Genomic DNA, 24,389 nt, shown 5'->3' on the forward strand with positions numbered 1-24,389 from the left:
CGCGCGCCGATGTTGGAGGCCGCCACGCTGAAGTCGATGCGCGTGGTGCCCGGCTCGATCACGCCGGGGTAGCTCGCCGACTTGGCCAGCGTGAGCACCGCGAGGTCGCCCGCGTTCACGATGTCGCGGTTGACCGCGCTCAGGTTCTGCAGCGCGGTGACGACGCCGAGCGTGACGCAGGCGCTGCCCGTCGCGGTGCCGGGCACCGTGCCCTGCACCAGCAGCGCGGCGGTCTGGCCCGGCTGCAGCGTGAGCGCGCCGTTGCTGCCCAGCGCCAGCACGGGGTCGGCCGCGTCGGCCACGCCGTTGTTGTTGCTGTCGCGCACCAGCCGCAGCGCCGCCAGGTCGAAGTTGTCGGCGGGGCAGCCCGCACCGTTGTTCGCGAGGCTGAAGCGGTAGGCCGAGGGCACGTTGCCGGTGTTGGCGATCAGGTGGCTCAGCGTGGCGCCGGTGCCCGGCGGGCGGCTCACCGTCTGGTCCTGCGTGAGCAGCAGCGCCTCGACCTCCAGCACGTTGACGCTCACGCCGTTCGAGTTCGAGGTCTCGGTCTGCAGCAGGCCCGCCGGCACGTAGGTGGCCGTGGCGACGTTGCGGATCACCGTGCCCCCGGGCGCCGACGCGGCATGCGCGGCGGTGCCGCCCCACGACAAGCACAGGAACAGCGCCGCCACGGCGCGACGGCCATGCCGCCGCCCCACCGTTGCGAGCGATTGCTCAGGTACTCGAAAAGAAACTGCACGCCACTGGCCTTCGATGAACTTTTTCCTCTGCCGCCTGCGAAGCAGGCGTGCGCGTGCGTGCGGCCCGGTGCGCAAGCGGCAAGGGAAAAAGGCGAGGCGCGCGCCGTGGCGGCGCCTCGCTAAACCGGCGGAGCAACCCGAAGGCCGCGCCCGCCGGCGACTCAAACCCCGCGCATCACTGATTGATCTTCACGGCGAAGGTCAAGGTGGCCGAGCCGCTCGGGGCCACGGTGTTGGAAGCGCTGCCGCAGCTGACGGTGCCGGCGGGCGTGCCCTGCGCGTAGGCCAGGGCCGTGCCGGTCACGCCGCTGGACGTGCACAGCGCGCCTGCCGGCTGCGTCGCGCTCAGCGTGGTGTACGGCGGCACCGCATCGTTGATGGCGATGTTGGTGACCGACGACGTGCCTTCGTTGGTGGCGACCACGCGGTACACGATGCACTGGCCGGGCTTCATGGACAGCGGGGTCGCGGCGTAGGCGCCTTCGATCACGCCGTCGCAGTTGGCGTCGGCCGCCTGCGTCTTGAGCACGCGGATCTGGCCGGTGATGACGGTGCTGATGTCGATCGCCGACGGCGCGCCGCAGCTCGACGCGCCCGCGGCGAAGGTCGCGGTCACGGTCGTGGTGTCGGTGGCGCCAGCGCTCGCGCCGCCCGGCGCGAACACGCGCACCAGCAGCTTCTGCGGCGGGCCGCCGACCGGCAGGCTCGCGATCGGGCCCGTCACCAGCGTGTCGTTGGCGTCGATCTGGCCGTCGCCGTTCACGTCGATGTAGATCGCCGTGGTCCAGCCGAGCGCGGCGTCGGCCGCCGGCACGGTGGCCGTCAGCGTGTAGGCGCCGCAGCTCTGGGTGCCGGTGTTGGTCAGCGTGTGCGGATACACCACGGTGCCGCCGGGCGCCACCTGGCCGCTGTTGTTCGGCGTGAGCGTGGCGCTCAGCGTCACGGCGGCCGTGACGGTCACGGCGTCGGTCTTGGTGTCGGTCACGAGCACGCCGGTCGAGGCCACGGCGGTCGACTTCACCTGGAAGTAGATCTTCTGCGCAACCACCGCCGGCTGCGTGGCGGGCGGCGTCACGCAGGCGCCGACCTGGCCCTGCGCGGCGGCATTGACGCTCACCGAAGTGATCGCCGCCGACGCGCAAGTGCCGCCGGCCGCCACGAACTTCACCGTCCAGCCGCTGGGCAGCGTGCCGGGGAAGCTGGTCGACTGGCTGGCCGCCAGGTTGTAGGTGTTGTTGACCGTGTCGTTGTTCTTCACGTACAGCGCGAACACCGTGCCGGTGCCGGCCGCGGTGCTGTTGGTGGTGGTCGGGTCCGGGCTCGGGCCCGGGCCCAGGTCGCCGCCGCCGACCGAACCGGTGCCGGTACCGGCCGCGGTGTTGGTCAGGTCGACCAGCGAGCCGACGACGATGGTCACGGTGTCGAGCGTGGCGTCGAGCTTGGTGGTGTCGCCGACCGAGCGGCCGGTCACGGTGGCCGAGAACGGCCCCGTGCCCACGGCCGTGGCCGCCGGCACGTTGGCCTGCAGCACGACGTTCAGGCTGCCGCCGGCCGCGATCGGGCCGGTGTCGGGCACGCCGTCGCCGTTGGTGTCCAGCAGCGGCGTGACGCCGTCGGCCGCGAAGAACACGAAGGTCGTGCCGGCCGGGAACGAGTTGGTGGACACCGCGAGGTTGACGGTGTCGCTGCCCGTGCCCGCGTTGAACACGGTCTGGCCGAACTTGACGCTGCCGCCGGCCACGGCCGACGCACGCGTGGTCAGGTCGTTGGCGGTGCCGTTGGGCGTGCCGGGCGTGGCGTCGACCGCGTTGGCGGCGGTGGAGCCGTTGGCGCCGACCACCACGCTGTAGCTCGCCAGCACCGTGTAGGCCGACGGGTTGGTGCTGGCGCCGGGCGTGCCGATGGCGGCAGCGGTCACGGTACCGGGCACCAGCGTCGGGCTGAACTTGGCGGTGTTGGTGGTGGTGGCGGTGCCGATGGCAGCGGAGCTGTTGACCAGCACCACGAAGCTCACGGTCTGCGTCACGTTCTGGCCGAGCGCGGCCACCACGGTGTTCAGCGCGCCGCCGACCACCTGGAAGTCGATGCCCGCCGGGTCGCCGCCGGCGCCGTCGCCGAGCGCGGTGCCGGGTGCGCTGCTCCACACCGCGGAACCCGCGACGTAGGTCATGCCGCTGGGCAGCGTATCGGACATCGCGAACCGGCCGGGCGCGCCGCCGGTGTTGTTGAAGGTCAGCGTGTACACGGTGTACTGGCAGTTCGCGCTCGAGCTCAGGCCGTTGGACCAGGTGGTCGCGCAGCTTGCCGAGGACGACGAGCGCGGGCCGCCGCTGACCGGGGTAGGCCATGCGCCGCCGCCGGGCGCCGAGACCGACGGAATGCCGATGGTCTTGGTCACGTTGAACGCGGCGTCGCTCGTGAGCTTGACCTCGTCCTTGTCGGCCGCCGAGGTGTTGGGCGCGGTGTACAGCGCCGCGGTGCCCGGCGTGGCGGTGATGGTCGCCTTGTCGAAGTCGCCGTTGCTGCTGGTGGCCGTGCCGGGGATCGTGTAGGCCACGACGAAGCGGAACACGCCGTTGTTGCCCGCCACGGTCTGCGCGGGCACGTTGCACACCGCGCTGCCGGTGACCGTGCACAGCGGCGTGGTGCCGTCGGGCACGCCGTCGCCGTTGGCGTCGGGGTAGACCTCGACCTTGGCGAACTTGCCGCCGTCGGTGCCGACGGCGAGCGTGAAGGTGTCACTGCCGTTGCCGGTGTTGGTCAGCGTGTGCGGCGCATAGACGATGGCGCCGGCCGCGCCGATCTTGGTGTTGACGATGGTGGTGGTGACGCTGCTGACCGTGTCCAGCGTGAACGAACCCACCTGCTGCACCGTGGTCTGGACCAGGTTGGACGTGGCCAGCTGCGTGGTGCCGGCCGAGTCGGAATAAGTGGCGGAGGCCTGGTTGCCGATGACGGTGTTGGCGGGCGGTGCGGCAGCCAGGGAGACCGGGCTTCCGAACAGGAAGCCCAGCGTCAGGGCTGCGGCGCCGGCCCACGACGCAACCGGCCTGAAGCCGCTGCTGCGCCGGGTTGGCAAGGTGGGAATCACGTGGTTTCTCCTCGGTGGTCAAAGAACGGGAACGGACATGGAAAAGCCCGCCCGCGGCGCGGCCGCCGGGGCCGCGCTGCAGGCGGGTCGGACTCGGTTCAGCGCGGGGCGGCTGCCGATGCGGGCGCGGCCGATGCGGCCTGCGCCGTGACGGCGGACGCGGGCGGCGCGACGGTCTCGACCCGCGCGCGTGCGCTCACGGCGGTGCTGCCGTTGGCGGGCAACTGGCCCAGGCTCCAGCGCAGGGCGCGGTAGTCGGCGTAGGGCACGGCCTCCAGGCGGTTGCCGGCGCCTTGCGCATCAGCGGCTCGGGGCCGAAGGCGGCGTCCCTGGTCGCGGCCTGCATCAGCGTGGCGCCGGGCTTGGCGCTGCGCGGCTGGTACTCCAGTCCCTCGGGAATCGGCAGGTCGGCGATCAGGCCGGTGACGGGCTTGCCGGTGTTGTTGGTGTAGGTGGCCGTGTACTCGACGAGGTCGCCGGGCTTGACCGCGCCGGCGTCGACGCGCTGCTCGCGGCCCTGCGCGTCCTTCACCACCTTGTGCTGGGTGAGGACGACGGTCACGGCCTTCTTCTGCGCGGCCTCGGCCTGTACACCGGCGGCGCCGGTGGCCTGGGCCGCCGCCGGCACGGCAACGCCCGCGAACACGGCGAGCACGAACGCGCCGGCCAGGCGGCGATGAAATGGGATCTGAGTCGATTTTTTACTGGACATGGGTCGCTCCGGATTCAAGACGCACAGGACTCCACCCCCGGCAAAATCCGGGCATGAAATGAACTGAAAATCTGCTGAAAGGAAAATGCCGGTCTTTTGCAATGACCAGCATCGGGTGCGCTACCGGCGCCTTTTCTTCCATTGAATGAAAGCAGGCGCAGGCCTCCAATCCGCCGGAAGTTCTTTGCTACCGGTCGGCATAGTCAACAATTGTCAACTTTTATTTCAGAGGTGTCGGACTGTATATTTGAAGTGGGTCTTTTGTACCCATCAGATTCGACAACCCATGATTCGGAATTCAGGTTCCATTTTCGACAACCGGCGCGCGAAAAAAGCGGCTTTCTCCTCTGGAGCGGGCCACTGAAATAGCGCGTGCAGACACCGTCCCGCCGCTGTTCTTCGGCAAAGAATGGGGTGATGCGGGGAAATCGGGCGTCGCGCGTCTGTTACAAGGCGGCGAGCCCCGGGGGTGCTAGAACGCCCTGAAGATGCTCAAGACGTAATCGACAAAGGTCTTGATCTTTGGCGAATTGCGGCGCGACGGCAAATAGACCAGGTTGATTTCCTGCGGCTTCAGATGCAGCTGCGGCAATACCGGCACCAGCAGCCCCTGTTCGATCTGCGGCTGGGCCAGCGACACCGGCACCAATGCAATACCGCGCGCCGATATGGCCAATTGCAGGATCAATTCCAGGTCGTCCGACTGGAATACGCTTTCCACCCGAACCCGGTGGCTTTTCTCGGCCGTCGCAAGGTTGATTTCGCGCTTGCGGCCCTCGGCGTCGGTGGTCAGGAACACGTGCGCGGCCAGGTCCTGCAGGCTCTCGATGGCCGGGTGCGGCACCAGGTAGGTCGGCGCGGCGCACAGCATCAGCGGCTCGTGCTTCAGGTGGCGCGCCACCAGTTCGTCGCAGCCGTCGCGGCCGCGGCGGATGGCCACGTCGGCCTCGTCGCGGAACAGGTCGGCGCGGTCGTTGCCGGTCTCGACCACCACCTCGAGCTGCGGGTAGGCCGTCATGAAGGCAGGCAGGTGGCTCATGAGCAGCTCCCGGCCGTAGTAGTGCGGCACCGCGATGCGCAGCCGCCCCGTCACCGCGCCGCCGCCCGACGACAGGTTGAGCATCACGTCGTCCAGGATGGTCAGCACATGCTGCGCCGCCACCAGGAACTCGCGCCCTTCCTCGGTGAGCGCGAAGCGGGTGGAGCCGCGGTGCAGCAGCAGATGCCCCACCGTGGCCTCCAGCCTCTGGAGCTGGCGCGACGCCGAGGCCTTGGGTACGTTGAGCACATCGGCGGCGGGAGTCAGTCCTCCCAGCTGTGCGGCTTTGGTGAACAGCCGCACGTCCGACAAAGAAAAGTCCTTCATTTCAGATTCGACGGGATCCGTTTTTCTTGTTCTCCCTGGGCGCCCTTCCGTGCGTGCCGACGGGAGCGCCGAGCCGCGGAGCGAAGCAACTTACAGATTCATAAGTGACCTTTAGTTTCATTTTCCGGCAGGTCGCTGATGATTGGTAACAATTGAGTCAACGTTTCATCAAGGGCGGCAAAAGTTCACTGATTCGGGGCAAATCTGCGAAACCAGCTTGCAGAATCGGGCGAACAGGTATCTGAACCGCTGCAAGCCGCGAAAGCGAGCAACCACCGCGCGCGCAGCCCGGACTTTGCCCAGAGGGCAAAATTCGTCCAATCATTGAATGAATAGGCCCCACCGATGCTCGCTCAAGCCCCTCGCACCTCCCTGGCGGACGCCGCCGCCGACAGCATCCGCGCCGAAATCTCGGGCGGCCGCTGGGCGGTGGGCAGCCGCATTCCCATCGAGCCGCAACTCGCCCTGCTGCTGGGCGTGAGCCGCGGCACGGTGCGCGAGGCGGTCAAGACGCTGGTGTCGCGCGGCCTGCTCGAAGTGCGCCAGGGCTCGGGCACTTATGTGCGCTCGGGCTTCGACCCCTCCTCCAGCCTCCAGAAAATGCGGCGCGCCAGCCTGCGTGACCAGTTCGAGGTGCGCCGCGCGCTCGAGGTCGAGGCCGCTCGGCTGGCCGCCGTGCGCCACACGGCCAAGGACCTGCGGCGGCTGAACATGCTGCTCGACAAGCGCGGCGTGCCCGACGCGGACGACAACGGCGCGGACTTCATCGAGCGCGACCTGGCCTTTCACCTGGCCATCGTCGACGTGTCGGGCAACCTCGCGCTGGCCGAGACCTGTCGCTTCATCACCGGCTACATCAAGGAAACGATCGCCAGCAGCATGGGCACCGCCCTGCCCGAGCCCGACGAAGCCGCGCACCGCGCGGTCGTCGAGGCCATCGCGAGCCGCGACCCCGACCTTGCCGCCGCCGCGGTGCGCGCGTTCATGGCGCCGATGATCAACGCACTGGCGGTGGGCACAGCATGAGCGCGGCCACGCTTGAACGCGGCAGCGCCGCCACCACGCCGACAGCGCAACGCACGCAGCCCGCGCAAGCCGGTGCCACTGGTTCCACCAATGCCACCGGCGCGGCCGAAGACCTGCTGATCGACACCGAGGCCGACAACCGGCCCGCGCCGCTCCCCACCCCCACGCCCAACCTGGGCCGCCGCATCCTGCTGGGCGCGAGCGTGGTGCTGATCGCGTTCAACCTGCGGCCGGTGTTTGCCAGCCTGTCGGTGGTGCTGCCGGAAATCATCAAGGCCACGGGCCTGTCGGGCACCGCCGCGAGCCTGCTGACCACGCTGCCGATCGTGTGCCTGGGCGTGTTCGCGCCGCTGGCGCCGGGCCTGGGCCGGCGCTTCGGCACCGAGCGCACGCTGCTGGCGTGCATGGTGCTCATCCTGCTGGGCACGGTGCTGCGCGGCACGGGCAACATCCCGCTGCTGTTCGTGGCCTCGGCCATCGCGGGCAGCGGCATCGCGGTGTCGAACGTGCTGCTGTCGGGCCTGGTCAAGCGCGACTTCGCCAGGCAGGCGGCGCTGATGATGGGCCTGTACACCATGGCCGTGTGCGGCGGCGCGGCCAGCGCGGCGGGCCTCACGGTGCCGATCGAACACGCGCTGGGCGGCGGCTGGACCATGGCGCTGGCCATGTGGGCGCTGCCGGCCGCCATCGTCACCCTGATCTGGGCGCCGCAGGCGCTGCCGCTCAAGCCGGTGGCCAGCGAGTCGGGCTTCACGGTGCGGGGCCTCTGGCGCGACCGGCTGGCCTGGCAGGTCACGTTCTTCATGGGGCTGCAGTCGGCCCTGGCCTACATCGTGATGGGCTGGCTCGCGCCGATCCTGCGCGAGCGCGGGCTGGGCAGCGAGACCGCCGGCTACGTGGTGTCGCTGTCGGTCATGACGCAGGTGGTGACCTGCCTCGTGGTGCCGGCGCTGGCGGTGAAGCTGCGCAACCAACGCGGGCTGGCCGTGGTGCTGTCGCTGCTCACGGTGACCGCCATGCTGGCGATGCTGTTCGCGCCGCTGGGCGGCGTGTGGCTGTGGGCGGTGCTGCTGGGCATTGCGCAGGGCGGCACTTTCGCTCTGGCGCTCACGATGATCGTGCTGCGCTCGCCCGACTCGCACGTGGCCGCGCACCTGTCGGGCATGGCGCAGGGCGTGGGCTACATGGTGGCGGCCTTCGGCCCGCTGGTGGCCGGGCTGCTGCACGGCTGGACGGGGAGCTTTCGCGCCTCGTCGTGGCTGTTCATCGGGCTGGGCGTCGCGCTCGTGATCGCGGGCCTGGGCGCGGGGCGCACCAGGCACGTGGGCACGGTGACGGTGCCGCGCGGCGCCTGACCGACCGACCGGCTGGTTGCTACTGCGGCCCGCCGCCGCAGAAGTCGGCCGAGCCCTCGCTGGCGGAAAAGCGCTGGCGCGTGCTGACGGTGGCGCTGGCCGGCGTGTTCGCGGCCCAGTCGCTCTGCAGCCAGGTGAACTGCCAGTCGTAGGGGCCGCCGGCCTTGGCGGGCTCGCCATAGGCGATGCGCAGGCTGCCGCTGCTTTCGTCGTGGCAGTGCTTCGAGGTCTTGTATTCCTTCTCCGAGAAGCAGGCGCGGATCATCCGGCTGCATGAATACGGAATGCCTTCGTACGCGGCGATGGTCGACTGCGGCTTGGCATCGAGCGGCACGAAGTCGGCGGTGACGAACGACGCGCCGCCGCCCGAATAGCTCTCCGACTGGCGCTGCAGCACCGCCGCGGCCCAGCGCCCGTCGGCCAGCGGATACAGCGCCGGCGCGAGCGTGCGGGCGACCTCGCCGTTGCCCGCCTCGCCTTCCTTGACCGAGCCGCGTAGGCGGTGAAGTCGTGCAGGCGGTCGAGCTTCCATTCGGTGGCCTGCGCGCCGCGCTGCAGGCGCGCCATGGCCAGCGGCGTTTCCGACAGCACCATGTAGTCGCCGGCAGCGCCGCCGCGCGGGCGGTGCAGCGTGAGCTTCTTGGGGTCGCAGGGCTGGGGCAGCAAGGCGCACAGGTGGGCGCGCCAGTCGGCATCGACCGACTCGGGCTGCTTGACCGCCACGAACACCTGCGCGGCGGGGGCCGCGAGCGCGGGCCCTGCGAACGACAGCACGGACAACAGACCTGCGGCAAGGGGCGTTTTCTTCATGGGCCCGATGGTAAAACGCGGGCCGTGAACCAGAACCCCTCCTCCTCTCCCATCCTCCAGCTGGAGAACATCGGCTTCGCCTACCCCGACCAGCCCGCCATCGCGTCGGGCTGGAACGCGGCGGTCGGCCCCGGCGTGACGCTGCTGTACGGCGACACCGGCGCCGGCAAATCGGCACTGCTGCAGGTGATCGCGGGCACGCTGCCCGCCACCGGCCGCCTGACGGTGGCCGGCACGCGCCTGGACGCCTCGCCCAAGGCCTACGCCCGCCACGTGTTCTTCGTCGACCCGGTCACCGACCGCTTCGACCAGCTCACCGCCCGCGAATGCACGCGGCAGCTGACCGAGGGCGACACGGGCTTCGACCCCGCCGCCTGGCAGGCGCTGGCCGACGGTTTTTCGCTCGCGCCGCACCTGGACAAGCAGATGTTCATGCTCTCGACCGGCTCCAGGCGCAAGGTCTGGATGGCCGCCGGGCTGGCCTCGGGCCGCCCGCTGCTGCTGCTCGACGAGCCGACCGCCGGGCTGGACGCCGGCTCGACCCGCTGCCTGTGGCAGGCGCTCACGGCCCTGGCCGCCCAGGCGCGGCGCGCCGTTCTGGTGGCCAGCGCGGCGCAGATCGACACCGTGCCGCTGGCCGCTACCATCGCCCTGCCGCTGGATTGACAAAGCCTCCCGCAGGGTGATCACCCCTCGAATCGGCCACGCCCTCTTCCGCCCGGCGACAATCGCCACCTCGTGAACTGATTTATCCCTGAAGTTCACGCCACCCGACAACACAGGATTTAAGGACGCAAGCGCATGAGCTCGAAGCAACCCACCATCGTCTACACCCTTACCGACGAGGCGCCCCTGCTGGCGACCTACGCGTTTTTGCCCATCATCCGCGCGTTCACGAACCCGGCCGGCATCAACGTCACCACGAGCGACATCTCCGTGGCCGCCCGTATCCTGGGTGAATTCCCCGAATTCCTGAGCGACGCGCAGAAAGTGCCCGACAACCTCGGCGAACTCGGCAAGCTCACGCTGCAGGCCGACGCCAACATCATCAAGCTGCCCAACATCAGCGCCTCGGTGTCGCAGCTCAAGGCGGCCATCAAGGAACTGCAGGGCAAGGGCTACAAGATCCCCGACTACCCCGAGAACCCGACGACGGAAGAAGACAAGGACATCCGCACGCGCTACAACAAGTGCACCGGCAGCGCCGTGAACCCCGTGCTGCGCGAAGGCAACTCCGACCGCCGCGCGCCCAAGGCCGTCAAGGAATACGCCCGCAAGAACCCGCACAGCATGGCCGACTGGAGCCAGGCCTCGCGCTCGCACGTCTCGCACATGCACGGCGGCGACTTCTATCACGGCGAAAAGTCCATGACCCTGGACCGCGCGCGCAACGTGAAGATGGAGCTCATCACCAAGAGCGGCAAGACCATCGTGCTCAAGTCCAAGGTCGCGCTGCTGGACCGCGAGGTCATCGACTCCATGTTCATGAGCAAGAAGGCGCTGCTGGCCTTCTATGAAAAGGAGATCGAGGACGCGCACAAGACCGGCGTCATGTTCTCGCTGCACGTGAAGGCCACCATGATGAAGGTCTCGCACCCCATCGTGTTCGGCCACTGCGTGAAGATCTTCTACAAGGAAGCCTTCGAGAAACACGGCAAGCTGTTCGACGAACTCGGCATCAACGTCAACAACGGCATGGTCGACCTGTACAGCAAGATCGCCACGCTGCCGCAAAGCACGCAGGACGAAATCAAGCGCGACCTGCACGCCTGCCACGAGCACCGCCCCGAGCTGGCCATGGTCGACTCGGCCAAGGGCATCACCAACTTCCATTCGCCCAACGACGTGATCGTGGACGCCTCGATGCCCGCGATGATCCGCAACGGCGGCAAGATGTGGGGCGCCGACGGCCGCCTGAAGGACGTCAAGGCCGTGATGCCCGAGTCGACCTTCGCCCGCATCTACCAGGAGATCATCAACTTCTGCAAGTGGCACGGCGCCTTCGACCCCAAGACCATGGGCACGGTGCCCAACGTGGGACTGATGGCCCAGAAGGCCGAAGAGTACGGCTCGCACGACAAGACCTTCGAGATCCCCGAAGACGGCGTGGCCAACATCACCGACCTGGACAGCGGCGAAGTGCTGATGAGCGAGGACGTGGAGCAAGGCGACATCTGGCGCATGTGCCAGGTCAAGGACGCCGCGATCCGCGACTGGGTCAAGCTGGCCGTCACGCGCGCGCGCAACTCGGGCATGCCGGTGGTGTTCTGGCTGGACGCCTACCGCCCGCACGAGGCACAGTTGATCACCAAGGTCAAGATGTACCTGCACGAGCACAACACCTCGGGCCTGGACATCCAGATCATGAGCCAGGTGCGCGCCATGCGCTACACGCTGGAGCGCGTCGTGCGCGGCCTGGACACCATCAGCGCCACCGGCAACATCCTGCGCGACTACCTGACCGACCTGTTCCCCATCATGGAACTGGGCACCTCGGCCAAGATGCTGTCGATCGTGCCGCTGATGGCCGGCGGCGGCCTCTACGAAACCGGCGCGGGCGGCTCGGCCCCCAAGCACGTGCAGCAGCTGGTGGAAGAAAACCACCTGCGCTGGGACTCGCTGGGTGAATTCCTGGCGCTGGCCGTGAGCCTGGAAGATTTGGGCCTGAAGGCGGGCAACAAGCAGGCCACCATCCTGGCCAAGACGCTCGACACCGCCACCGGCAAGCTGCTGGACAACAACAAGAACCCGTCGCCCAAGACCGGCCAGCTGGACAACCGCGGCAGCCAGTTCTACCTGGCCATGTACTGGGCCCAGGAACTGGCCGCGCAGACCGACGACAAGGAACTGCAAGCCAAGTTCAAGAAGCTGGCCGAGACGCTCACGGCCAACGAGCAGAAGATCGTCGACGAACTCGCGGCCGTGCAGGGCAAGGCCGTGGACATCGGCGGCTACTACCTGGCCGACACGGCCAAGTTCGAGGCGGTGATGCGCCCGAGCGCGACGCTGAACGCGGCGCTGGCTTCGGCGCAAGGCTGATCGGCTGACGAAGCGACGGGCCACGGGACGGCAGCCATTGCCGTCCCCGGCCCACGCGCAAACCGGAAGGGGCGGAACTAGACTGTTCGCCCCTTTTTTACTTTTTCAGGCAGGCCCCCCATGAAACACCGGCTGCTGATCGGTCTCATGCTGGCCTTCGCAGGCGCCGCCCACGGCGCCGAAGACTGCGAAGCGCTGCGCACCCGCATCGAATCGAAAATCGCCGCGGCCGGCGTCAGCCGCTTTGCCGTCACCGTCGTCGATGCCGGGGCCACGGCCAGCGGACAGGTGGTGGGCAGCTGCGAGCTCGGCACAAAGAAGGTGATCTACGAACGCGACGTGGGCCCCGCGCGCGAGGCCGTGCCCTCGTCGTCGCCCGCGGGCGCTTCGCGCGGCGAGCCCATGCTCACCGAATGCAAGGACGGCACCGTGTCCGTCGGCGGCGACTGCAGGAAGCAGCCGTAACAGGCAGGCAGACAGGCAGACAGGCAGGCAAGCAGCCGCTAGCCGCGACCTTCCGGGTCCAGCAGCCCCATCCGGATGCCTTCGCGCACCGCCTGCGCGCGCGACTTCACGGCCAGCTTGCGGTAGATGTTCTTGACCTGCGCATCGACCGTGTGGAGCGAGCGGTAGCTGCTCTCGGCGATCTGCCGGTTGCTCAGGCCCTGCGAGACCATCCGCAACACCTTGAGCTCGCGCGGCGACAGCGACGACCTGGCCCGCTCCGGGCTCGGCGGCTGCGCGTTGCGCACGCGCCTCGGCTTGACCAGCGTCAGCGCCTCGGCCTGCGGCTGCGGCACCTGAAGCTTTTTTCCCGCCGGCACGGACGCGGCCTTCTCGGGCACGCGCCGCGCGTCGAGGATGCGCTTGGCGATCCGCGATGCCGTGGCCGTGTCGCCTTCGGCGATCAGCCGCATCAGGAACGCCAGCTCCACCTCGTTCGCTTCCGAGAACAGCGAGCCCACGGCGCCCGCCGCCGCGGCGCAATCCACATGCAACGCCTGGCCGGCCATCGACAGCGCGGCCGGTTCGCGGTGCGCGGGCGCGATGCCTCGGGCATCCAGCGTGCTGTCGAGCGTGGCGATCCAGCGATCGGGATGCGCCGGGCGGGCGGCCCTGAATTGCTCGGCACCGCGCGCGGTGATCGTGTTGTTCTTGCGCACCGCCTCCTTCAGCAGCGAGGGAGAAATCGGCAGCCTCGGGCCCGCGGGCCGGTCAGCCGCCTGCCGCTGCCTCGACGCCAGCACGGCCATCTGGTCCAGCAGCCGCGAGCGCTCGCGCAGCGCGACGACGCGGGCTCGCGCCCCCCAGCGCTTGACGCCCAGGCTCCGGCGCAAAAGATTGCGCCTGCCCGTCGTGCGCCGGGCGAGCCAGCGCATCGGTGCGGCGGCAACCCGGCTGGTTTTTGCTTTGGACAACATGGAGGCGCTCGCTCGCTCGAGAAGGGTTGGGGGCCATGGAGCCTCGCTGTGCGGCCCCCGGTGCGCGGCCTTGCAGCCGCGTCACTCGATAGATTGCTTTCTCGCTACAAACGGGCTTGACCGTGCGTCTCAGTTCTTGAGAGAATTCGCGAAAAATACGGGATTTCTTGGCACTTTCTTCTTATTTGTAGGTTTTTGATGGCCCAAGGGCCAGATTCGAAGCATCTTTGATGGGCTTACGCGATCTTGAAACCGGCTCCCGTTCCGCCCCTCCGAACGGCCTCGTCCGCAGCCATTTCAACGTGGACGCGGAACCGCCCCAGCGGCAATTCCAGGCCTGGCGCGAGCGTGTCGGCCATGTGATCGACGTGGTGCCGTGGTCGCTCGACAGCGGCAAGCCGTTCCACGCGGCCATCGACCGCTACGTGGTCGGCGACGACATCGTGTTCACCGACTGCCGCTCCGACGCCATGCTGCTCGAGCGCTCGCTGGCGCGCATTTCCACCGACAGCGTTCGCAACTACGCCCTTCACGTGTTCGTCGAGGGCGATGTCGATGGCGTGACCGTACCCTCTTCCACGCACCGCGAAACACCCGCCGCCGCGAAGTTCGTGGCGCTCGACCTGGGCCAGCCCGTGCGCATGCACCGCAACGACTGCCGGGTGCTGACCTTCTTCGTGCCGGGCACGATGGTGCAGGAGGTCTTTCCCGACCCCGAGGCCATTCACGCGCGCACGATGCAGCCCGACTCGCCGATCGCGCAACTGGCCCTGGACCACACCGTGGCGCTCGGCCGCGAGATCGCGACCCTGGCCGCCCCGGCCGCCGAGCGCGCCGTGCGCGACGCCGCGCGCTTGCTGATCGCGGGCTTCGGCAAGCAGGCGCGCCTGAGCGGCGGCGCCGGTGCCGCGGCGCGGGCGGCCATGTTCGGGCAGGTGCGGCGCTACGTGCAGGCCAACCTGCATCGCGCCGACCTGTCGCCCGAAGGCGTGCTCACGGCGCTGCGCCTGCCGCGTCCGACCCTGTACCGGCTGTTCCAGCACGAGGGCGGGCTGGGTGCGTACATCCGCCACCTGCGGCTGCGGCATGCGGCCGACGACCTCGTGCGCTACCCGCACCTGATGGTGACGGACGTGGCCTATGGCGTCGGGTTCAAGAGCCCGTCGGATTTCACGCGGGCGTTCCGCAGGGCATACGGGATGTCGCCGCAGGAATTCAGGGCCTCGTCGGGTACATCGGGCAAGCCTGTCTAGGCGTCGCTGCGGCCCACGACCCGCGCGATCCACGCCAGCAGCACGGCAAAGACTTCTTCGCGGTTGACCTCGTTCAGCGTCTCGTGGCGCGCGCCGCCGAACACGTGGCACGACACATCGCGCAGACCCGCCTCGCGGTAGCGCTGCACCAACGGATAGAACCACTCGGCCTTGTTGCTGACCGGGTCCTGGTCGCCGACGAACAGGTAGAGCGGCAACCCGGGCCGGATGCGCTTTTGCAGCGCGGCGGGCGCGAGCTCGTCCAGGTTCGCGAACATCGAGCCCAGGCCCTCGGCCGAGACCGTGAAGCCGCACAGCGGATCGGCGATGTAGGCGTCGACCTGGGCCGGGTCGCGGCTGAGCCAGTCGAAGGGCGTGCGAACGTCGGGCAACGCGGCGTTCATGTCCTCGAGCTTGAAGCCCGACTGCAAGGCGGCGCCCAGCAGGTCGAGCGCCGTGGTGCCCGAGAGCACCGCGCCCGCCAGCAGCTCGCTGTGCCTGGCGAGGTAGTACTGGGTGGCGAACGAGCCCATGCTGTGGCCCACGAGGATCAGCGGCAGGCCCGGGTGAACGCCGCGCACATGGCGGCTCAGCAATGCCATGTCGTCCACAAGCCCCGCGAAGCCGCGCGGTCCGAATTCGCCGAGCTCGCCGCGCGCCGACGCGCCCTTGCCGTGGCCGCGATGCTCGTTCGCGTAGACGACGTAGCCGGCCTGCACCAGCGCATCCGCCAACGGCCGGTAACGCAGCGAATGCTCGCCCATGCCGTGCGCCAGTTGAATGATGGCGCGCTGCGTCGGCCCCTGCCAGCGATGGGCTTCCACCGTGACGCCGTCGTTGGAGCTCAGGTCGAAGTGCGTCTCGGTGCTCGGCATGCAATGCTCCAGTGAAAAGGAGCCGTCATGCTAGGGGCTGCCGGTTGCGGCCGGCATCAGGGCTTTCCATCTTCTTCGTTCACCGAGCGGATTCGATGCGGAAGTACGTCGTGTAGAGCGCGGGGGCTATCGGCGCGCGGGCGGCACGACGCCATCAACGGTTGGCAGCCAGCACGTCGGCCATCTTCCGCAGTGCCGCTTCGGGCGTCGGCGCGATCTGCACCGAGCAGGCCAGCATGAGGTTCAGCGGCTGGCCGAAGTCTTCGATGGCGATGCCCGTGCCGCGCTCGCGCAGCACGCCGTTGGCGTCCTGCTCGCAGGGCAGCGCAAGCCTGGCGCGCGCCGCGTAGCTGTCTTCGGGCACGCCGTAGGCGACGACGGGAATCCCCAGCGCCACGGCAGCCCCCACTTCGAACACCGTGCCCGAATCGGGCTCCAGCCCCCGGAAGCACGCGAGGTTCGCGACCACGCCGTGCGCGCTTCGCAAGAGCCGCATGTTGGCTTCGTAGATGCGCATCTCCGGCGCGTCGGAACCCGAGAGTTCGTTGCCGTCGGCCGGCAGCAGCGCCAGCAGGCCGAGCGCTTCGCAGGCCGCCGCGAGCTGCACGAAATGGTCTTGCGCATCGGGACGGAAGACATCCGGGCCCGCGAGGTAGATGCGCGGGCGCCGTGGGGTTGCGGGGGGTTCGTGCATCACGCCAGCATGGCCCCTTTTCGCGCGCGGCTCAACAAGGCTTGCGTGACCAGTCGCAACCGGCAAAGACCCCGAGTTCAGCAGATGGTCTTATATGCCCGTATTATTCGCCGCATGCCACTTCGCTCCCCGCACCCGCGATGACAGCCTCGACCACGGAAATCACGCCGGGCGTGTGCAACAGCACCGCCATCCGCAAGGCCGCGCGGCGCCTGACGCGCTTCTACGACGCCTGCATGGCCGGCACCGACCTGCGCGCCACGCAGTACACCATCCTCAACTTGCTGGCCGCGCGCGGCAGCACGACCATGGCCACCCTGGCGGACATGCTGTCGATGGACCGGGCCACCATGGGCCACAACCTGCGCCCGCTGGAGCGCGAAGGCTTCATCACCATCGAGGTCGGGCGACTGGACCGCCGGGCACGCGAGATTGCCCTGACCCCCTTCGGCATCAAGCGCGAAGCGCAAGGCAAGGCCTCGTGGCTGCGGGCGCAGGCCACCTTCGAGGAAGCCTTCGGCAAGGAAGACGCACTGGCGATGCGGCGCATCATGGCGCGCATCACGGCCCTGGACCTCGACGCGGGCGAAAGCCCGCCCTCCCCACCCATCAAGACGGCCAAGCGCGCAGAGCGCTAGGCGGTATCGCCGCAAGAGTGCCACCCGTCCTCTTGCGGTCTCTTCCGAAAAATACGGGCATATAAGCTATATATGCGTTCCACCTGCCATCGCTTCCAACGCGTCCTCCTTGCGTCCCTTGCCTGTTCGCTCTTCGCCGTGGCCGCGCACGCCCAGGCAGCGGATGTCGATACGAGCGACATCCAGCAGGTCCGCGACCTGTTCCTGCGCCAGAGCGCGGCCGAGTCGGCGCACGACATCGACGCGCTCGACAGCGTGCTCGCACACACGCCCGCCGGGCAGCCCGACCCGGTGTCGTTCATCGCGCGGGCCTACCAGTTCATCGGCCGCGACGCGGTGATGGCGCACTTCCGCAAGACCTTTGAAGGCACGTGGCGCCTCGACCCCGATGAAGCCGCGATCCGCATCGTGCCGCTGGGCGCGGACATCGTGCAGATCTACGCGCCGACCCGCGTGACCCTCGGCGCCGCCGGACAGCCACCGAAGACCGCGCCGTTCCTGATCAACGAATTCGCGATCCGCACGCCGCAAGGCTGGCGCATCTCGGCCATCGTGCCGGTGCCCGCGCAGTGAGCACGACGCGCCACACCACACCAGGAAAGAACCCATGAAGCAACGCCTCCTCTCCTTGCTGGCCTCCATGGCCTTCGTTCTCGCGGGTGCCACGGCGCACGCGGCAACACCGCGTGCCATCGATGCACAGGACATCCAGGACATCAGGACCGTGTTCCTGCAACAGGCCGCCGCCGCGACGGCGCACGACATCGCGGCCTTCGAGCGCGTCTTCACGTCCGCGCCGCAGGGCTCGCCCTACGAGGTCACCTTCGTGGCGCGCGCCTACCAGTACTGGAGCAAGCAAGCGGTCATCGAGCACTTCAAGGAAACCTTCAAGGGCGTCTGGAAGTTCGAGCCCGACCCGGCAACCATCCGCGTCATGCCGCTGACCGCCGACAGCGCCGAGATCTATGCGCCCACGCAGGTCACCTTCGGCACCTCGGACGCCACGGCAAAGACCAGCCCGTTCCTGGTCTGCGAGATCGCCGTGCGCACGCCCGAGGGCTGGCGCATCGCGACCATCATCCCGGTGCCCGCGCAGTAATCGCTTCACCTCACTTCACCTCACTTCACTTCACTCCAGCGAGACGAGACGAGAAAAATGAAAGCAGCTGTCTACTACGCCAACGGCGGTCCCGAAGTGTTTCGCTACGAGGACATCGCCGACCCCGCATGCGGCGCGGGCGAGGTCCTGATCGGCATCGAGGCGATCTCCATCGAAGGCGGCGACCTCGTGAACCGCGAGATCCGCCCGCTCGCGCGCGTTCCCCACATCGTCGGCTACCAGTGCGCGGGAACGGTCGTCGGCGTCGGCCCCGGCGTGCACGAGCGCAGGTCGGGGACCGCGTGGTCGCCGTGCTCGACTGGGGCTCGCATGCGCAGTTGGCAACGGCCCCCGTGGCCGACACCTGGGCGATCCCCGAGGGCATGGACTTCGACACCGCCGCGGCCGTGCCCGTGGCATGGGGCACGGCGCACGAATGCCTGTTCACCGCCGGCCGGCTCGAGGCAGGGCACAGCGTGCTGGTGCACGCCGGCGCGGGCGCGCTGGGCCTGGCCGCCATCCAGCTCGCGAAGCAAGCGGGCGCGCGGGTCTTCGCCACGGCGTCCAGCGCCGGGCGGCTGGCGCAACTGAAGCCCTTCGGCCTCGACGTGGGCATCAACTACCGGGACGACGACTTCGTCGCGCAGGTCATGGCCCACACGGACGGCCGCGGCGTCGACGTGGTGCTGGACAGCATCGCCGGCAAGAACCTCACGCGCAGCATCCAGTCGCTGGCCTACGGCGGGCGGGCGATCACCGTCGGCGTCTCGGGGCGCGATGCGGAAAAGCTCGACCCGGTGACGCTCTGGCGTGGCAACACCAGCCTGCACGGCGTGTACTTTCCGAGCGCGCTCGACCGCGAGCACGAGCGGGTGCATGCGCAGGTGCAGCGCATTCTGGAGCGCGTGTCGCGCGGCGAACTCCGTGTCGTGATCGACCGGGTGTTTCCGCTGGCGCAAGCCGCCGAAGCGCACAGCCACGTGCTGGGCCGGCACGCGTTCGGCCGCGTGCTGCTGCGCCCTTGAGGAGACACGCACCATGCGCATACAACAGATGATCTTCGCGCTGCTTGCGTTCGCGCTGCAGGCAACCGCGTCCGCCGAACCACCGCCGCAGGCCGAGATCGTCGCGACCGGCGTGCGCTTCGGCGAAGGCACCGTCTTCGTCGGCAGAAGCTGCACTTCGTGGACTACGCGGCCTCGACCGTCTACCGGCTCGACGACACGGGGCCGACGCCCGTGCGGCACCTGGACGGCTGCGGCGCCAACGGGCTGCTGCCGTTCGAAGACGGCCTGCTGGTCGCGTGCTACGACAGCGGCACCGTGCAGCAGATCACGCTCGACGGCAAGCTGCGCCGCACGATCGCGCGCGACGACAAGGGCGCGGCTTTCGACCGGCCCAACGACCTGGCGCGCGCCCCTGGCGACGGGGTCTACTTCACGGCCTCGGGCGGCGACGGCGGCACGCCGGGCAAGGTCTTCCACATGACCGCCGGCGACACGCCGCCACACGAAGTCGCCAGCGCCATCCAGAACGCGAACGGCGTGGCGGTGTCCCCGGACGGCAAGCGGCTCTACGTCGGCGAAAGCAGCACCGACAAGATCCTGCTGTTCGACATTGCCGGCGACGGATCGCTCGCGAACCGACGCGACTTCCTCGCGCTCGACGTCGTGCTGACAAGCACACCGGGCCGCCACACGCCCGACGGCATCCGCACCGACAAGCAAGGCCGCCTGTTCGTGAGCCTCTACAACGGCGGCGGGTTCGCGGTGTTCGACGCGGCCGGCCACGTGCTCACCAACGTAGCGATTCCCGGCCAGCACCATGCCAACCTGGCCTTGTCGCCCGACGAGCGCCACGTGTACGGCACCATCGCGCAGGACGACGCCGCGCCGGGGCCTCCAGGCGCCCTGTACCGCGTCGCGAACCCAATGGCGAAATAGCCCGCGCACGCCGCGCGCCGTTGCTGGTGGATCAGGCAAGAAATCCGCACGAAGCAGCGACCGGCTGTCACGCGGCTTTCTCGAAAATGGTGCACGTCGCCCTAGCGCGAAAGCATTCAGCGGCAGTGCCCCAGCAATGCGCCCCGCCACACCTTTTGCAGGATCAGGCAAAAACCCCGTTCGATCCGGATACCGCCTGAAGCCCCCTGCAAGCGAAACTTCTTTCCATGCCCGGCGTGCCCTCTTCCTGAGTACGCGCCCCACGGCGATCGACCAGCACAAGGAGTTCAGCATGACCGCAATCCAGGAAAAAGTCGTCCTCATCACCGGCGCGAGCGGCGGTATCGGCGAAGCGACCGCGCGGCTGCTTGCGCGGCGCGGCGCCAAGGTGGTGCTCGGCGCGCGCCGCACCGACCGGCTCTCGGCCCTGGTGGCCGAGATCGAAGCCACCGGCGGCACCGCGAGCTTCCAGCGGCTCGACGTGACGCATCGCCCCGACATGGAGGCCTTTGCAGAGTTCGCGCTCGAGCAGCACGAGCACATCGACGTGCTCGTCAACGCGGCGGGCGTGATGCCGATGTCGCCGCTGTGGAACCGCAAGATCGAAGAGTGGGAACTCATGATCGACGTGAACCTGCGCGGCGTGCTGCTCGGCATCGCGGCGGTGCTGCCGACGATGCAGGAGCAGGGCTGGGGCCACATCGTGAACGTGGCGCCGGTGGCGATGCATGGCGTGTCGCCCAGCTCCGCCGTGTACCACGGCACGCAGTACGCGGTGAACGCGATTTCCGAGGGGCTTCGCCAGGAGCACGCGGGCCGCCTGCACGTCACGGTGGTGAGCCCCGACGTGCACGGCCCCAGCGACCCGCTGGCCGAACGCATCGCGGCCAGCTACGCCCGCGAACGCATGCGCACCAACCGGCGCATCGCGGTGCCCGTGGACGCGGTGGCCCGCTCGATTGCCGGCGCCATCGAGGGCTACGGCATCACGGCGGGCCCGACGCACCCGGCGGCGCGGCAACGGCCGCGTCCCGCCGAGTACGCTCAGTAGGACTTGTAGGGCAGGAACTTGCCCGACAACACCACGTTGACGCGGTCGCCCTTCGGGTCGGCCTCGCGACGGATGTCCATGCTGAAGTCGATGGCGCTCATGATGCCGTCGCCGAACTCTTCATGGATCAATTCCTTGATGGTGGTGCCGTACACGCTCACCACCTCGTACCAGCGGTAGATGAGCGGGTCGGTCGGCACGGGCGTGGGCAGCGAGCCCTTGTAGGGCACGACCCGCAGCCACTTCTGCTCTTCGGCGCTCAAGCGAAGATCTCGCCGACGATGGCGGCCTGCTTCTCGTCGAGCGTCATCTGGCCGAGGCAGGCGGCGGTGGTCCACTCTTTCGACAGGCCCACTTGCTGGGCCACGTCGGCCCACTGGATGCCCTTGCTCACCTTGGCGGTGATGATCTTCTCGGTCACGTCGTTGCGGTTCATGCGGTCTCCTGTTGAACGCCGTCGAGCAAGCAACAGCCGTGCCGGGGATCAGCGCAACTTGCGGTCCTCCTCCTTGATCGGCTGGTCGTTGATGCTCGCGAAGCGCCTTTGCATCAGGCCGTTCTCCGCGAACTCCCAGTTCTCGTTGCCGTGGCTGCGATACCACTGGCCCGCGTCGTCATGCCATTCGTATTCGAAGCGCACCGCGATGCGGTTGTCCATGAAGGCCCACAGCTCCTTCTTGAGCCTGTAGTCGAGCTCGCGCACCCACTTGCGCGACAAGAACTCCACCACCTGCTCGCGGCCGTTGACGAACTCGGCGCGGTTGCGCCACTCGGTGTCGGGCGTGTAGGCCAGGCTCACGCGCACGGGGTCGCGCGAGTTCCAGGCGTCTTCGGCGGCCTGCACTTTCTTCAGCGCGGACTCGAGGGTGAAGGGCGGCAGCGGCGGGCGGGATTCCATGAGGCTCTTTCAGTGAAGTGATGAAGGGGAACAGGCCGCAATGTGCCACATGTAGACAGACCTGTCTACATGACTACAATCGCGCCATGGACATCTCCACGCTCCCCGCGCGCGAGCGCATCCTGCTCACCGCGCACGATCTCTTCTATGCCGACGGCATCCGCGCCACCGGCATCGACCGCGTCATTGCAGCGTCGGGCGTCACCAAGGTCACGTTCTACCGGCACTTCCCTTCCAAGGACGACCTGGTGCGCGCCTTCCTCGACCACCGGCACGGCCTGTGGATGGCGTGGTTCGTCGACGCGCTGGGCCGGCGCGGCGCGCAGCAGCGCATCGCCGACGGGCAGGCGCTGACGGTGCTGGCCGACGTGGTGGCCGAGTGGTTCGCCGACCCGGTGTTTCGCGGCTGCGCGTTCATCAACTCGGTGGTGGAAGTGGGCGCGAGCGTGGCCGGCGCGACCGACATCGCGCGCGCGCACAAGCGCGAGATGGTCGATGTCATCGCCGGCCTGCTGCCGGAATCGCTCGGGGGCCCGCAACGCATGGCCGTGGCGCAGGCGGCGGCGCTGGGCGTGGACGGCGCCATCGTCAAGGCGCAGATGGGCGACGCCGCACTGGCGCGCGAAGCGGTCGACGACCTGCGCCGGCTGCTTCAGGCGTTGACGGCCGCTACTACTTCACGACCATCAGCGTGAACGGCCACACATAGGCCTGCAAGGTCACGTAGAAGCCCACCAGGCAGGCCAGCGCGATGGAGTGGAAGAACACGTAGCGCAGGATCTCGCCCTCGTGGTTGAACCAGCGCGTGGCGGTGGAGGCCACCACGATCGACTGCGCGTCGATCATCTTGCCCATCACGCCGCCCGAGCTGTTGGCCGCGCCCATCAGGTTGGGGCTCAGGCCCAGCTGGTCGGCCGCCACTTTCTGCATGCCGCCGAAGAGCACGTTCGACGCCGTGTCCGACCCCGTGAGCGCCACGCCCAGCCAGCCCATCAGCGTGCCGAAGAACGGATAGAACATGCCGGTGTTGGCAAAGGCCAGCCCCAGCGTGGTGTCCAGCCCCGAGTAGCGCGTGAGCGTGCCGAGCGCGAGCATCAGCATGATGGTGAGCAGCGAGAACTTCACCAGCCACAGCGTGCGGCCGTAGGCGGCCACGAGCTGCACCGGGTTGTACTTCATGACCAGCCCGCCCACGATGGCCGACACCAGGATGCCGGTGCCCGTGGCCGAGAGCAGCAGCAGCTGGTACACCGCGCCCTCCTTCGTGGGCTTGGGCACCACGGGCGCCACCTTCTCGATCATGTTGTGCAGCCCGTCGATCGGGAAGTTGGGCGCGAAGATGCCGTTGAGCCAGGTCTTGACCACGGGCAGGCCCCAGATGAACACGAACACCGTGAGGATGAGCCACGGCGTCCAGGCACGGATCACCGCGGCACTCGAATGCTTCGCGGGCGCAGTGGCCGGGGCCGCCTCGCCGCCATCGGTTTCATGGCCCTTGAGCGACACCGAGGTCCAGATCTTCTTCGGCCGCCACACGCGCAGGAACAGCACCAGGCACACCATCGACACGATGGCCGCGATGATGTCCACCAGCTCCGGCCCGATGTAGTTGGACACCAGGAACTGCGGAATCGCGAACGACACGCCCGTCACCAGGATGGCGGGCCACACCTCCATCATTCCCTTGCGCCCCGCGAAGGCCCAGATGAGCCAGAACGGCACCAGCAGCGAGAAGAACGGCAACTGCCGCCCGATCATCGCGGTGACCGCCATCAGGTCGTAGCCGTGCACCTTGGCCAGCGTGATGACCGGCGTGCCCAGCGCGCCGAACGCCACCGGCGCCGTGTTGGCGATGAGCGAGAGCCCCGAGGCCGCGAGCGGCGAGAACCCCAGCCCGATGAGGATGGCCGCCGTGACCGCCACCGGCGTGCCGAAACCCGCCGCGCCCTCGAAGAAGGCGCCGAAGGCAAAGGCGATGAGCAGCAGCTGCAGCCGCCGGTCTTCGGTGATGCCGGCGATGGAGTCCTGCAAGACCTGGAAGCTGCCGTTCTGCTGCGTCAGCTGCTGCAGGAAGATGATGTTCAGCACGATCCAGCCGATGGGCAGCAGGCCGGTGATGCCGCCCAGGAAGGCGGCCTTGCCCGCCATGTCGGCCGGCATGCCGAACGCGAACACCGCGATGACCACGGCGCTCAGCAGGCCGAGCCCCGCCGCGTAGTGCGCCTTGACGTGAAGCAGTCCCAGACTCACCAGCATCACGACGACGGGTATCGCGGCCAGTGCCGTCGATACGATCATGTTGCCGAACGGGTTGTAAACCTGTTGCCAGACCATGCGCTTGTCTCCTCGTTGTTGGAATCTTTGTGAGCCGGCAACGC

25 protein-coding genes and 1 pseudogene are annotated in these 24,389 nt (G+C 68.5%); 14 read left to right on the forward strand and 12 right to left on the reverse strand.

What is annotated here, in order from left to right:
- The 4 genes from BMG07_RS14485 to BMG07_RS14500 all read right to left on the reverse strand — a co-directional run.
- Window positions 1-671, reverse strand: a 671-nt coding sequence (locus tag BMG07_RS14485) for a hypothetical protein (protein WP_198085160.1), incomplete at its 3' end; no start/stop codon positions are given.
- A gap of 244 nt (window positions 672-915) precedes the next feature.
- Entirely contained in the window at window positions 916-3,831 is a 2,916-nt protein-coding gene (locus BMG07_RS14490) for a DUF11 domain-containing protein (protein WP_198085161.1), read from the reverse strand.
- Window positions 3,832-4,027: 196 nt separating this feature from the next.
- Window positions 4,028-4,543, reverse strand: coding sequence for a hypothetical protein (locus tag BMG07_RS14495; protein WP_269758961.1), 516 nt, complete (start codon window positions 4,541-4,543; stop codon window positions 4,028-4,030).
- Between the two features lie 472 nt (window positions 4,544-5,015).
- Complete coding sequence (locus BMG07_RS14500; protein WP_198085162.1) at window positions 5,016-5,909, reverse strand: LysR family transcriptional regulator; 894 nt, start codon at window positions 5,907-5,909, stop codon at window positions 5,016-5,018.
- 345 nt (window positions 5,910-6,254) lie between these two features.
- Between BMG07_RS14500 and BMG07_RS14505 the strand changes: the two genes are divergently transcribed.
- The gene (locus tag BMG07_RS14505; protein WP_198085163.1) at window positions 6,255-6,935 is read left to right on the forward strand and encodes a FadR/GntR family transcriptional regulator; all 681 of its coding nucleotides are present in this window, start codon (window positions 6,255-6,257) and stop codon (window positions 6,933-6,935) included.
- On the forward strand, window positions 6,932-8,290 hold the full coding sequence (locus BMG07_RS14510; RefSeq protein WP_269758962.1) for an MFS transporter: 1,359 nt from the start codon (window positions 6,932-6,934) through the stop codon (window positions 8,288-8,290). Before BMG07_RS14505 ends, BMG07_RS14510 begins: the two co-directional genes overlap by 4 nt.
- Before the next feature lie 19 nt (window positions 8,291-8,309).
- Here the strand turns inward: BMG07_RS14510 and BMG07_RS42115 are convergent, their stop codons facing one another.
- Window positions 8,310-8,822 (reverse strand): hypothetical protein, encoded by a 513-nt coding sequence (locus tag BMG07_RS42115; RefSeq protein ID WP_269758963.1) that lies wholly within the window; start codon window positions 8,820-8,822, stop codon window positions 8,310-8,312.
- Between the two features lie 302 nt (window positions 8,823-9,124).
- Here BMG07_RS42115 and BMG07_RS14520 point away from each other — a divergent pair, with 302 nt between their 5' ends.
- The 3 genes from BMG07_RS14520 (at window position 9,125) to BMG07_RS14530 (ending at window position 12,604) form a co-directional block, all read left to right on the forward strand.
- Window positions 9,125-9,766 (forward strand): ATP-binding cassette domain-containing protein, encoded by a 642-nt coding sequence (locus BMG07_RS14520; RefSeq protein WP_198085164.1) that lies wholly within the window; start codon window positions 9,125-9,127, stop codon window positions 9,764-9,766.
- Window positions 9,767-9,901: 135 nt separating this feature from the next.
- Entirely contained in the window at window positions 9,902-12,139 is a 2,238-nt protein-coding gene (locus BMG07_RS14525; RefSeq protein WP_198085165.1) for an NADP-dependent isocitrate dehydrogenase, read from the forward strand.
- A 120-nt stretch (window positions 12,140-12,259) separates the two neighbouring features.
- On the forward strand, window positions 12,260-12,604 hold the full coding sequence (locus BMG07_RS14530; protein WP_198085166.1) for a DUF1161 domain-containing protein: 345 nt from the start codon (window positions 12,260-12,262) through the stop codon (window positions 12,602-12,604).
- A gap of 38 nt (window positions 12,605-12,642) precedes the next feature.
- On the opposite strand, the gene BMG07_RS14535 is transcribed toward BMG07_RS14530, so the two are convergent.
- Window positions 12,643-13,560, reverse strand: a complete 918-nt coding sequence (locus tag BMG07_RS14535; protein ID WP_198085167.1) for a response regulator transcription factor — start codon at window positions 13,558-13,560, stop codon at window positions 12,643-12,645.
- A 302-nt stretch (window positions 13,561-13,862) separates the two neighbouring features.
- On the opposite strand from BMG07_RS14535, the gene BMG07_RS14540 reads away from it, so the two are divergent.
- Window positions 13,863-14,813 carry an AraC family transcriptional regulator gene (locus BMG07_RS14540; protein WP_307866960.1) on the forward strand — a complete coding sequence of 317 codons (951 nt, stop codon included), beginning with the start codon at window positions 13,863-13,865 and terminating at the stop codon, window positions 14,811-14,813.
- On the opposite strand, the gene BMG07_RS14545 is transcribed toward BMG07_RS14540, so the two are convergent.
- Window positions 14,810-15,688 (reverse strand): alpha/beta fold hydrolase, encoded by an 879-nt coding sequence (locus BMG07_RS14545; protein ID WP_198085169.1) that lies wholly within the window; start codon window positions 15,686-15,688, stop codon window positions 14,810-14,812. The two genes, BMG07_RS14540 and BMG07_RS14545, sit on opposite strands and share 4 nt — an antisense overlap.
- Before the next feature lie 154 nt (window positions 15,689-15,842).
- Window positions 15,843-16,382 carry a nucleoside 2-deoxyribosyltransferase gene (locus tag BMG07_RS14550; RefSeq protein ID WP_198085170.1) on the reverse strand — a complete coding sequence of 180 codons (540 nt, stop codon included), beginning with the start codon at window positions 16,380-16,382 and terminating at the stop codon, window positions 15,843-15,845.
- Window positions 16,383-16,522: 140 nt separating this feature from the next.
- On the opposite strand from BMG07_RS14550, the gene BMG07_RS14555 reads away from it, so the two are divergent.
- From BMG07_RS14555 to BMG07_RS14565, 3 genes are all read left to right on the forward strand, one after another.
- Window positions 16,523-17,020 carry a MarR family winged helix-turn-helix transcriptional regulator gene (locus tag BMG07_RS14555; RefSeq protein WP_198085171.1) on the forward strand — a complete coding sequence of 166 codons (498 nt, stop codon included), beginning with the start codon at window positions 16,523-16,525 and terminating at the stop codon, window positions 17,018-17,020.
- A 138-nt stretch (window positions 17,021-17,158) separates the two neighbouring features.
- Window positions 17,159-17,593: a nuclear transport factor 2 family protein gene (locus BMG07_RS14560; RefSeq protein ID WP_198085172.1), complete on the forward strand. Its 435-nt coding sequence runs from the start codon at window positions 17,159-17,161 to the stop codon at window positions 17,591-17,593.
- Between the two features lie 34 nt (window positions 17,594-17,627).
- Window positions 17,628-18,119 carry a nuclear transport factor 2 family protein gene (locus BMG07_RS14565; protein WP_198085173.1) on the forward strand — a complete coding sequence of 164 codons (492 nt, stop codon included), beginning with the start codon at window positions 17,628-17,630 and terminating at the stop codon, window positions 18,117-18,119.
- A 30-nt stretch (window positions 18,120-18,149) separates the two neighbouring features.
- Here BMG07_RS14565 and BMG07_RS44075 read toward each other — a convergent pair whose 3' ends face one another.
- Window positions 18,150-18,401 carry a hypothetical protein gene (locus BMG07_RS44075; protein WP_307866965.1) on the reverse strand — a complete coding sequence of 84 codons (252 nt, stop codon included), beginning with the start codon at window positions 18,399-18,401 and terminating at the stop codon, window positions 18,150-18,152.
- Here BMG07_RS44075 and BMG07_RS42120 point away from each other — a divergent pair.
- The 4 genes from BMG07_RS42120 to BMG07_RS14580 all read left to right on the forward strand — a co-directional run bounded on the left by BMG07_RS42120 (window position 18,309) and on the right by BMG07_RS14580 (window position 21,113).
- Window positions 18,309-18,710 (forward strand): hypothetical protein, encoded by a 402-nt coding sequence (locus tag BMG07_RS42120; RefSeq protein WP_307866963.1) that lies wholly within the window; start codon window positions 18,309-18,311, stop codon window positions 18,708-18,710. The genes BMG07_RS44075 and BMG07_RS42120 overlap by 93 nt on opposite strands.
- Complete coding sequence (locus tag BMG07_RS42125; protein WP_307866964.1) at window positions 18,602-19,144, forward strand: zinc-binding dehydrogenase; 543 nt, start codon at window positions 18,602-18,604, stop codon at window positions 19,142-19,144. Before BMG07_RS42120 ends, BMG07_RS42125 begins: the two co-directional genes overlap by 109 nt.
- A 150-nt stretch (window positions 19,145-19,294) precedes the next feature.
- Entirely contained in the window at window positions 19,295-20,062 is a 768-nt protein-coding gene (locus BMG07_RS14575; RefSeq protein WP_269758974.1) for an SMP-30/gluconolactonase/LRE family protein, read from the forward strand.
- A gap of 292 nt (window positions 20,063-20,354) precedes the next feature.
- Window positions 20,355-21,113 (forward strand): SDR family oxidoreductase, encoded by a 759-nt coding sequence (locus BMG07_RS14580; RefSeq protein ID WP_198085175.1) that lies wholly within the window; start codon window positions 20,355-20,357, stop codon window positions 21,111-21,113.
- Here the strand turns inward: BMG07_RS14580 and cynS are convergent.
- Together cynS and BMG07_RS14590 are read right to left on the reverse strand one after the other, a co-directional pair.
- Window positions 21,107-21,549, reverse strand: a pseudogene (gene cynS, locus BMG07_RS14585) (cyanase). The gene BMG07_RS14580 and the pseudogene cynS sit on opposite strands and share 7 nt — an antisense overlap.
- Window positions 21,550-21,597: 48 nt before the next feature.
- The gene (locus BMG07_RS14590) at window positions 21,598-22,011 is read right to left on the reverse strand and encodes a nuclear transport factor 2 family protein (protein ID WP_198085176.1); all 414 of its coding nucleotides are present in this window, start codon (window positions 22,009-22,011) and stop codon (window positions 21,598-21,600) included.
- A gap of 86 nt (window positions 22,012-22,097) precedes the next feature.
- Between BMG07_RS14590 and BMG07_RS14595 the strand changes: the two genes are divergently transcribed.
- Window positions 22,098-22,706 (forward strand): TetR/AcrR family transcriptional regulator, encoded by a 609-nt coding sequence (locus BMG07_RS14595; RefSeq protein ID WP_198085177.1) that lies wholly within the window; start codon window positions 22,098-22,100, stop codon window positions 22,704-22,706.
- Here BMG07_RS14595 and BMG07_RS14600 read toward each other — a convergent pair.
- Entirely contained in the window at window positions 22,684-24,345 is a 1,662-nt protein-coding gene (locus BMG07_RS14600; protein WP_198085178.1) for an L-lactate permease, read from the reverse strand. The two genes, BMG07_RS14595 and BMG07_RS14600, sit on opposite strands and share 23 nt — an antisense overlap.
- Window positions 24,346-24,389 lie beyond the last annotated feature (44 nt).

It is taken from the genome of Variovorax sp. E3 (assembly GCF_016082275.1).
Lineage (GTDB): Bacteria > Pseudomonadota > Gammaproteobacteria > Burkholderiales > Burkholderiaceae_C > Variovorax.

Excerpts from the sequence above, each read along its gene's own strand:
- BMG07_RS42115 (WP_269758963.1), bottom strand. The coding sequence starts at position 8,822 with ATGGAAGCTCGACCGCCTGCACGACTTCACCGCCTACGCGGCTCGGTC.
- BMG07_RS14510 (WP_269758962.1), top strand. The coding sequence starts at position 6,932 with ATGAGCGCGGCCACGCTTGAACGCGGCAGCGCCGCCACCACGCCGACA.
- BMG07_RS14555 (WP_198085171.1), top strand. The coding sequence starts at position 16,523 with ATGACAGCCTCGACCACGGAAATCACGCCGGGCGTGTGCAACAGCACC.
- BMG07_RS14595 (WP_198085177.1), top strand. The coding sequence starts at position 22,098 with ATGGACATCTCCACGCTCCCCGCGCGCGAGCGCATCCTGCTCACCGCG.
- BMG07_RS14550 (WP_198085170.1), bottom strand. The coding sequence starts at position 16,382 with ATGCACGAACCCCCCGCAACCCCACGGCGCCCGCGCATCTACCTCGCG.
- BMG07_RS14535 (WP_198085167.1), bottom strand. The coding sequence starts at position 13,560 with ATGTTGTCCAAAGCAAAAACCAGCCGGGTTGCCGCCGCACCGATGCGC.
- BMG07_RS14600 (WP_198085178.1), bottom strand. The coding sequence starts at position 24,345 with ATGGTCTGGCAACAGGTTTACAACCCGTTCGGCAACATGATCGTATCG.
- BMG07_RS14590 (WP_198085176.1), bottom strand. The coding sequence starts at position 22,011 with ATGGAATCCCGCCCGCCGCTGCCGCCCTTCACCCTCGAGTCCGCGCTG.
- BMG07_RS14495 (WP_269758961.1), bottom strand. The coding sequence starts at position 4,543 with ATGTCCAGTAAAAAATCGACTCAGATCCCATTTCATCGCCGCCTGGCC.
- BMG07_RS14565 (WP_198085173.1), top strand. The coding sequence starts at position 17,628 with ATGAAGCAACGCCTCCTCTCCTTGCTGGCCTCCATGGCCTTCGTTCTC.
- BMG07_RS14505 (WP_198085163.1), top strand. The coding sequence starts at position 6,255 with ATGCTCGCTCAAGCCCCTCGCACCTCCCTGGCGGACGCCGCCGCCGAC.
- BMG07_RS14525 (WP_198085165.1), top strand. The coding sequence starts at position 9,902 with ATGAGCTCGAAGCAACCCACCATCGTCTACACCCTTACCGACGAGGCG.
- BMG07_RS14545 (WP_198085169.1), bottom strand. The coding sequence starts at position 15,688 with ATGCCGAGCACCGAGACGCACTTCGACCTGAGCTCCAACGACGGCGTC.
- BMG07_RS14530 (WP_198085166.1), top strand. The coding sequence starts at position 12,260 with ATGAAACACCGGCTGCTGATCGGTCTCATGCTGGCCTTCGCAGGCGCC.
- BMG07_RS14500 (WP_198085162.1), bottom strand. The coding sequence starts at position 5,909 with ATGAAGGACTTTTCTTTGTCGGACGTGCGGCTGTTCACCAAAGCCGCA.
- BMG07_RS14580 (WP_198085175.1), top strand. The coding sequence starts at position 20,355 with ATGACCGCAATCCAGGAAAAAGTCGTCCTCATCACCGGCGCGAGCGGC.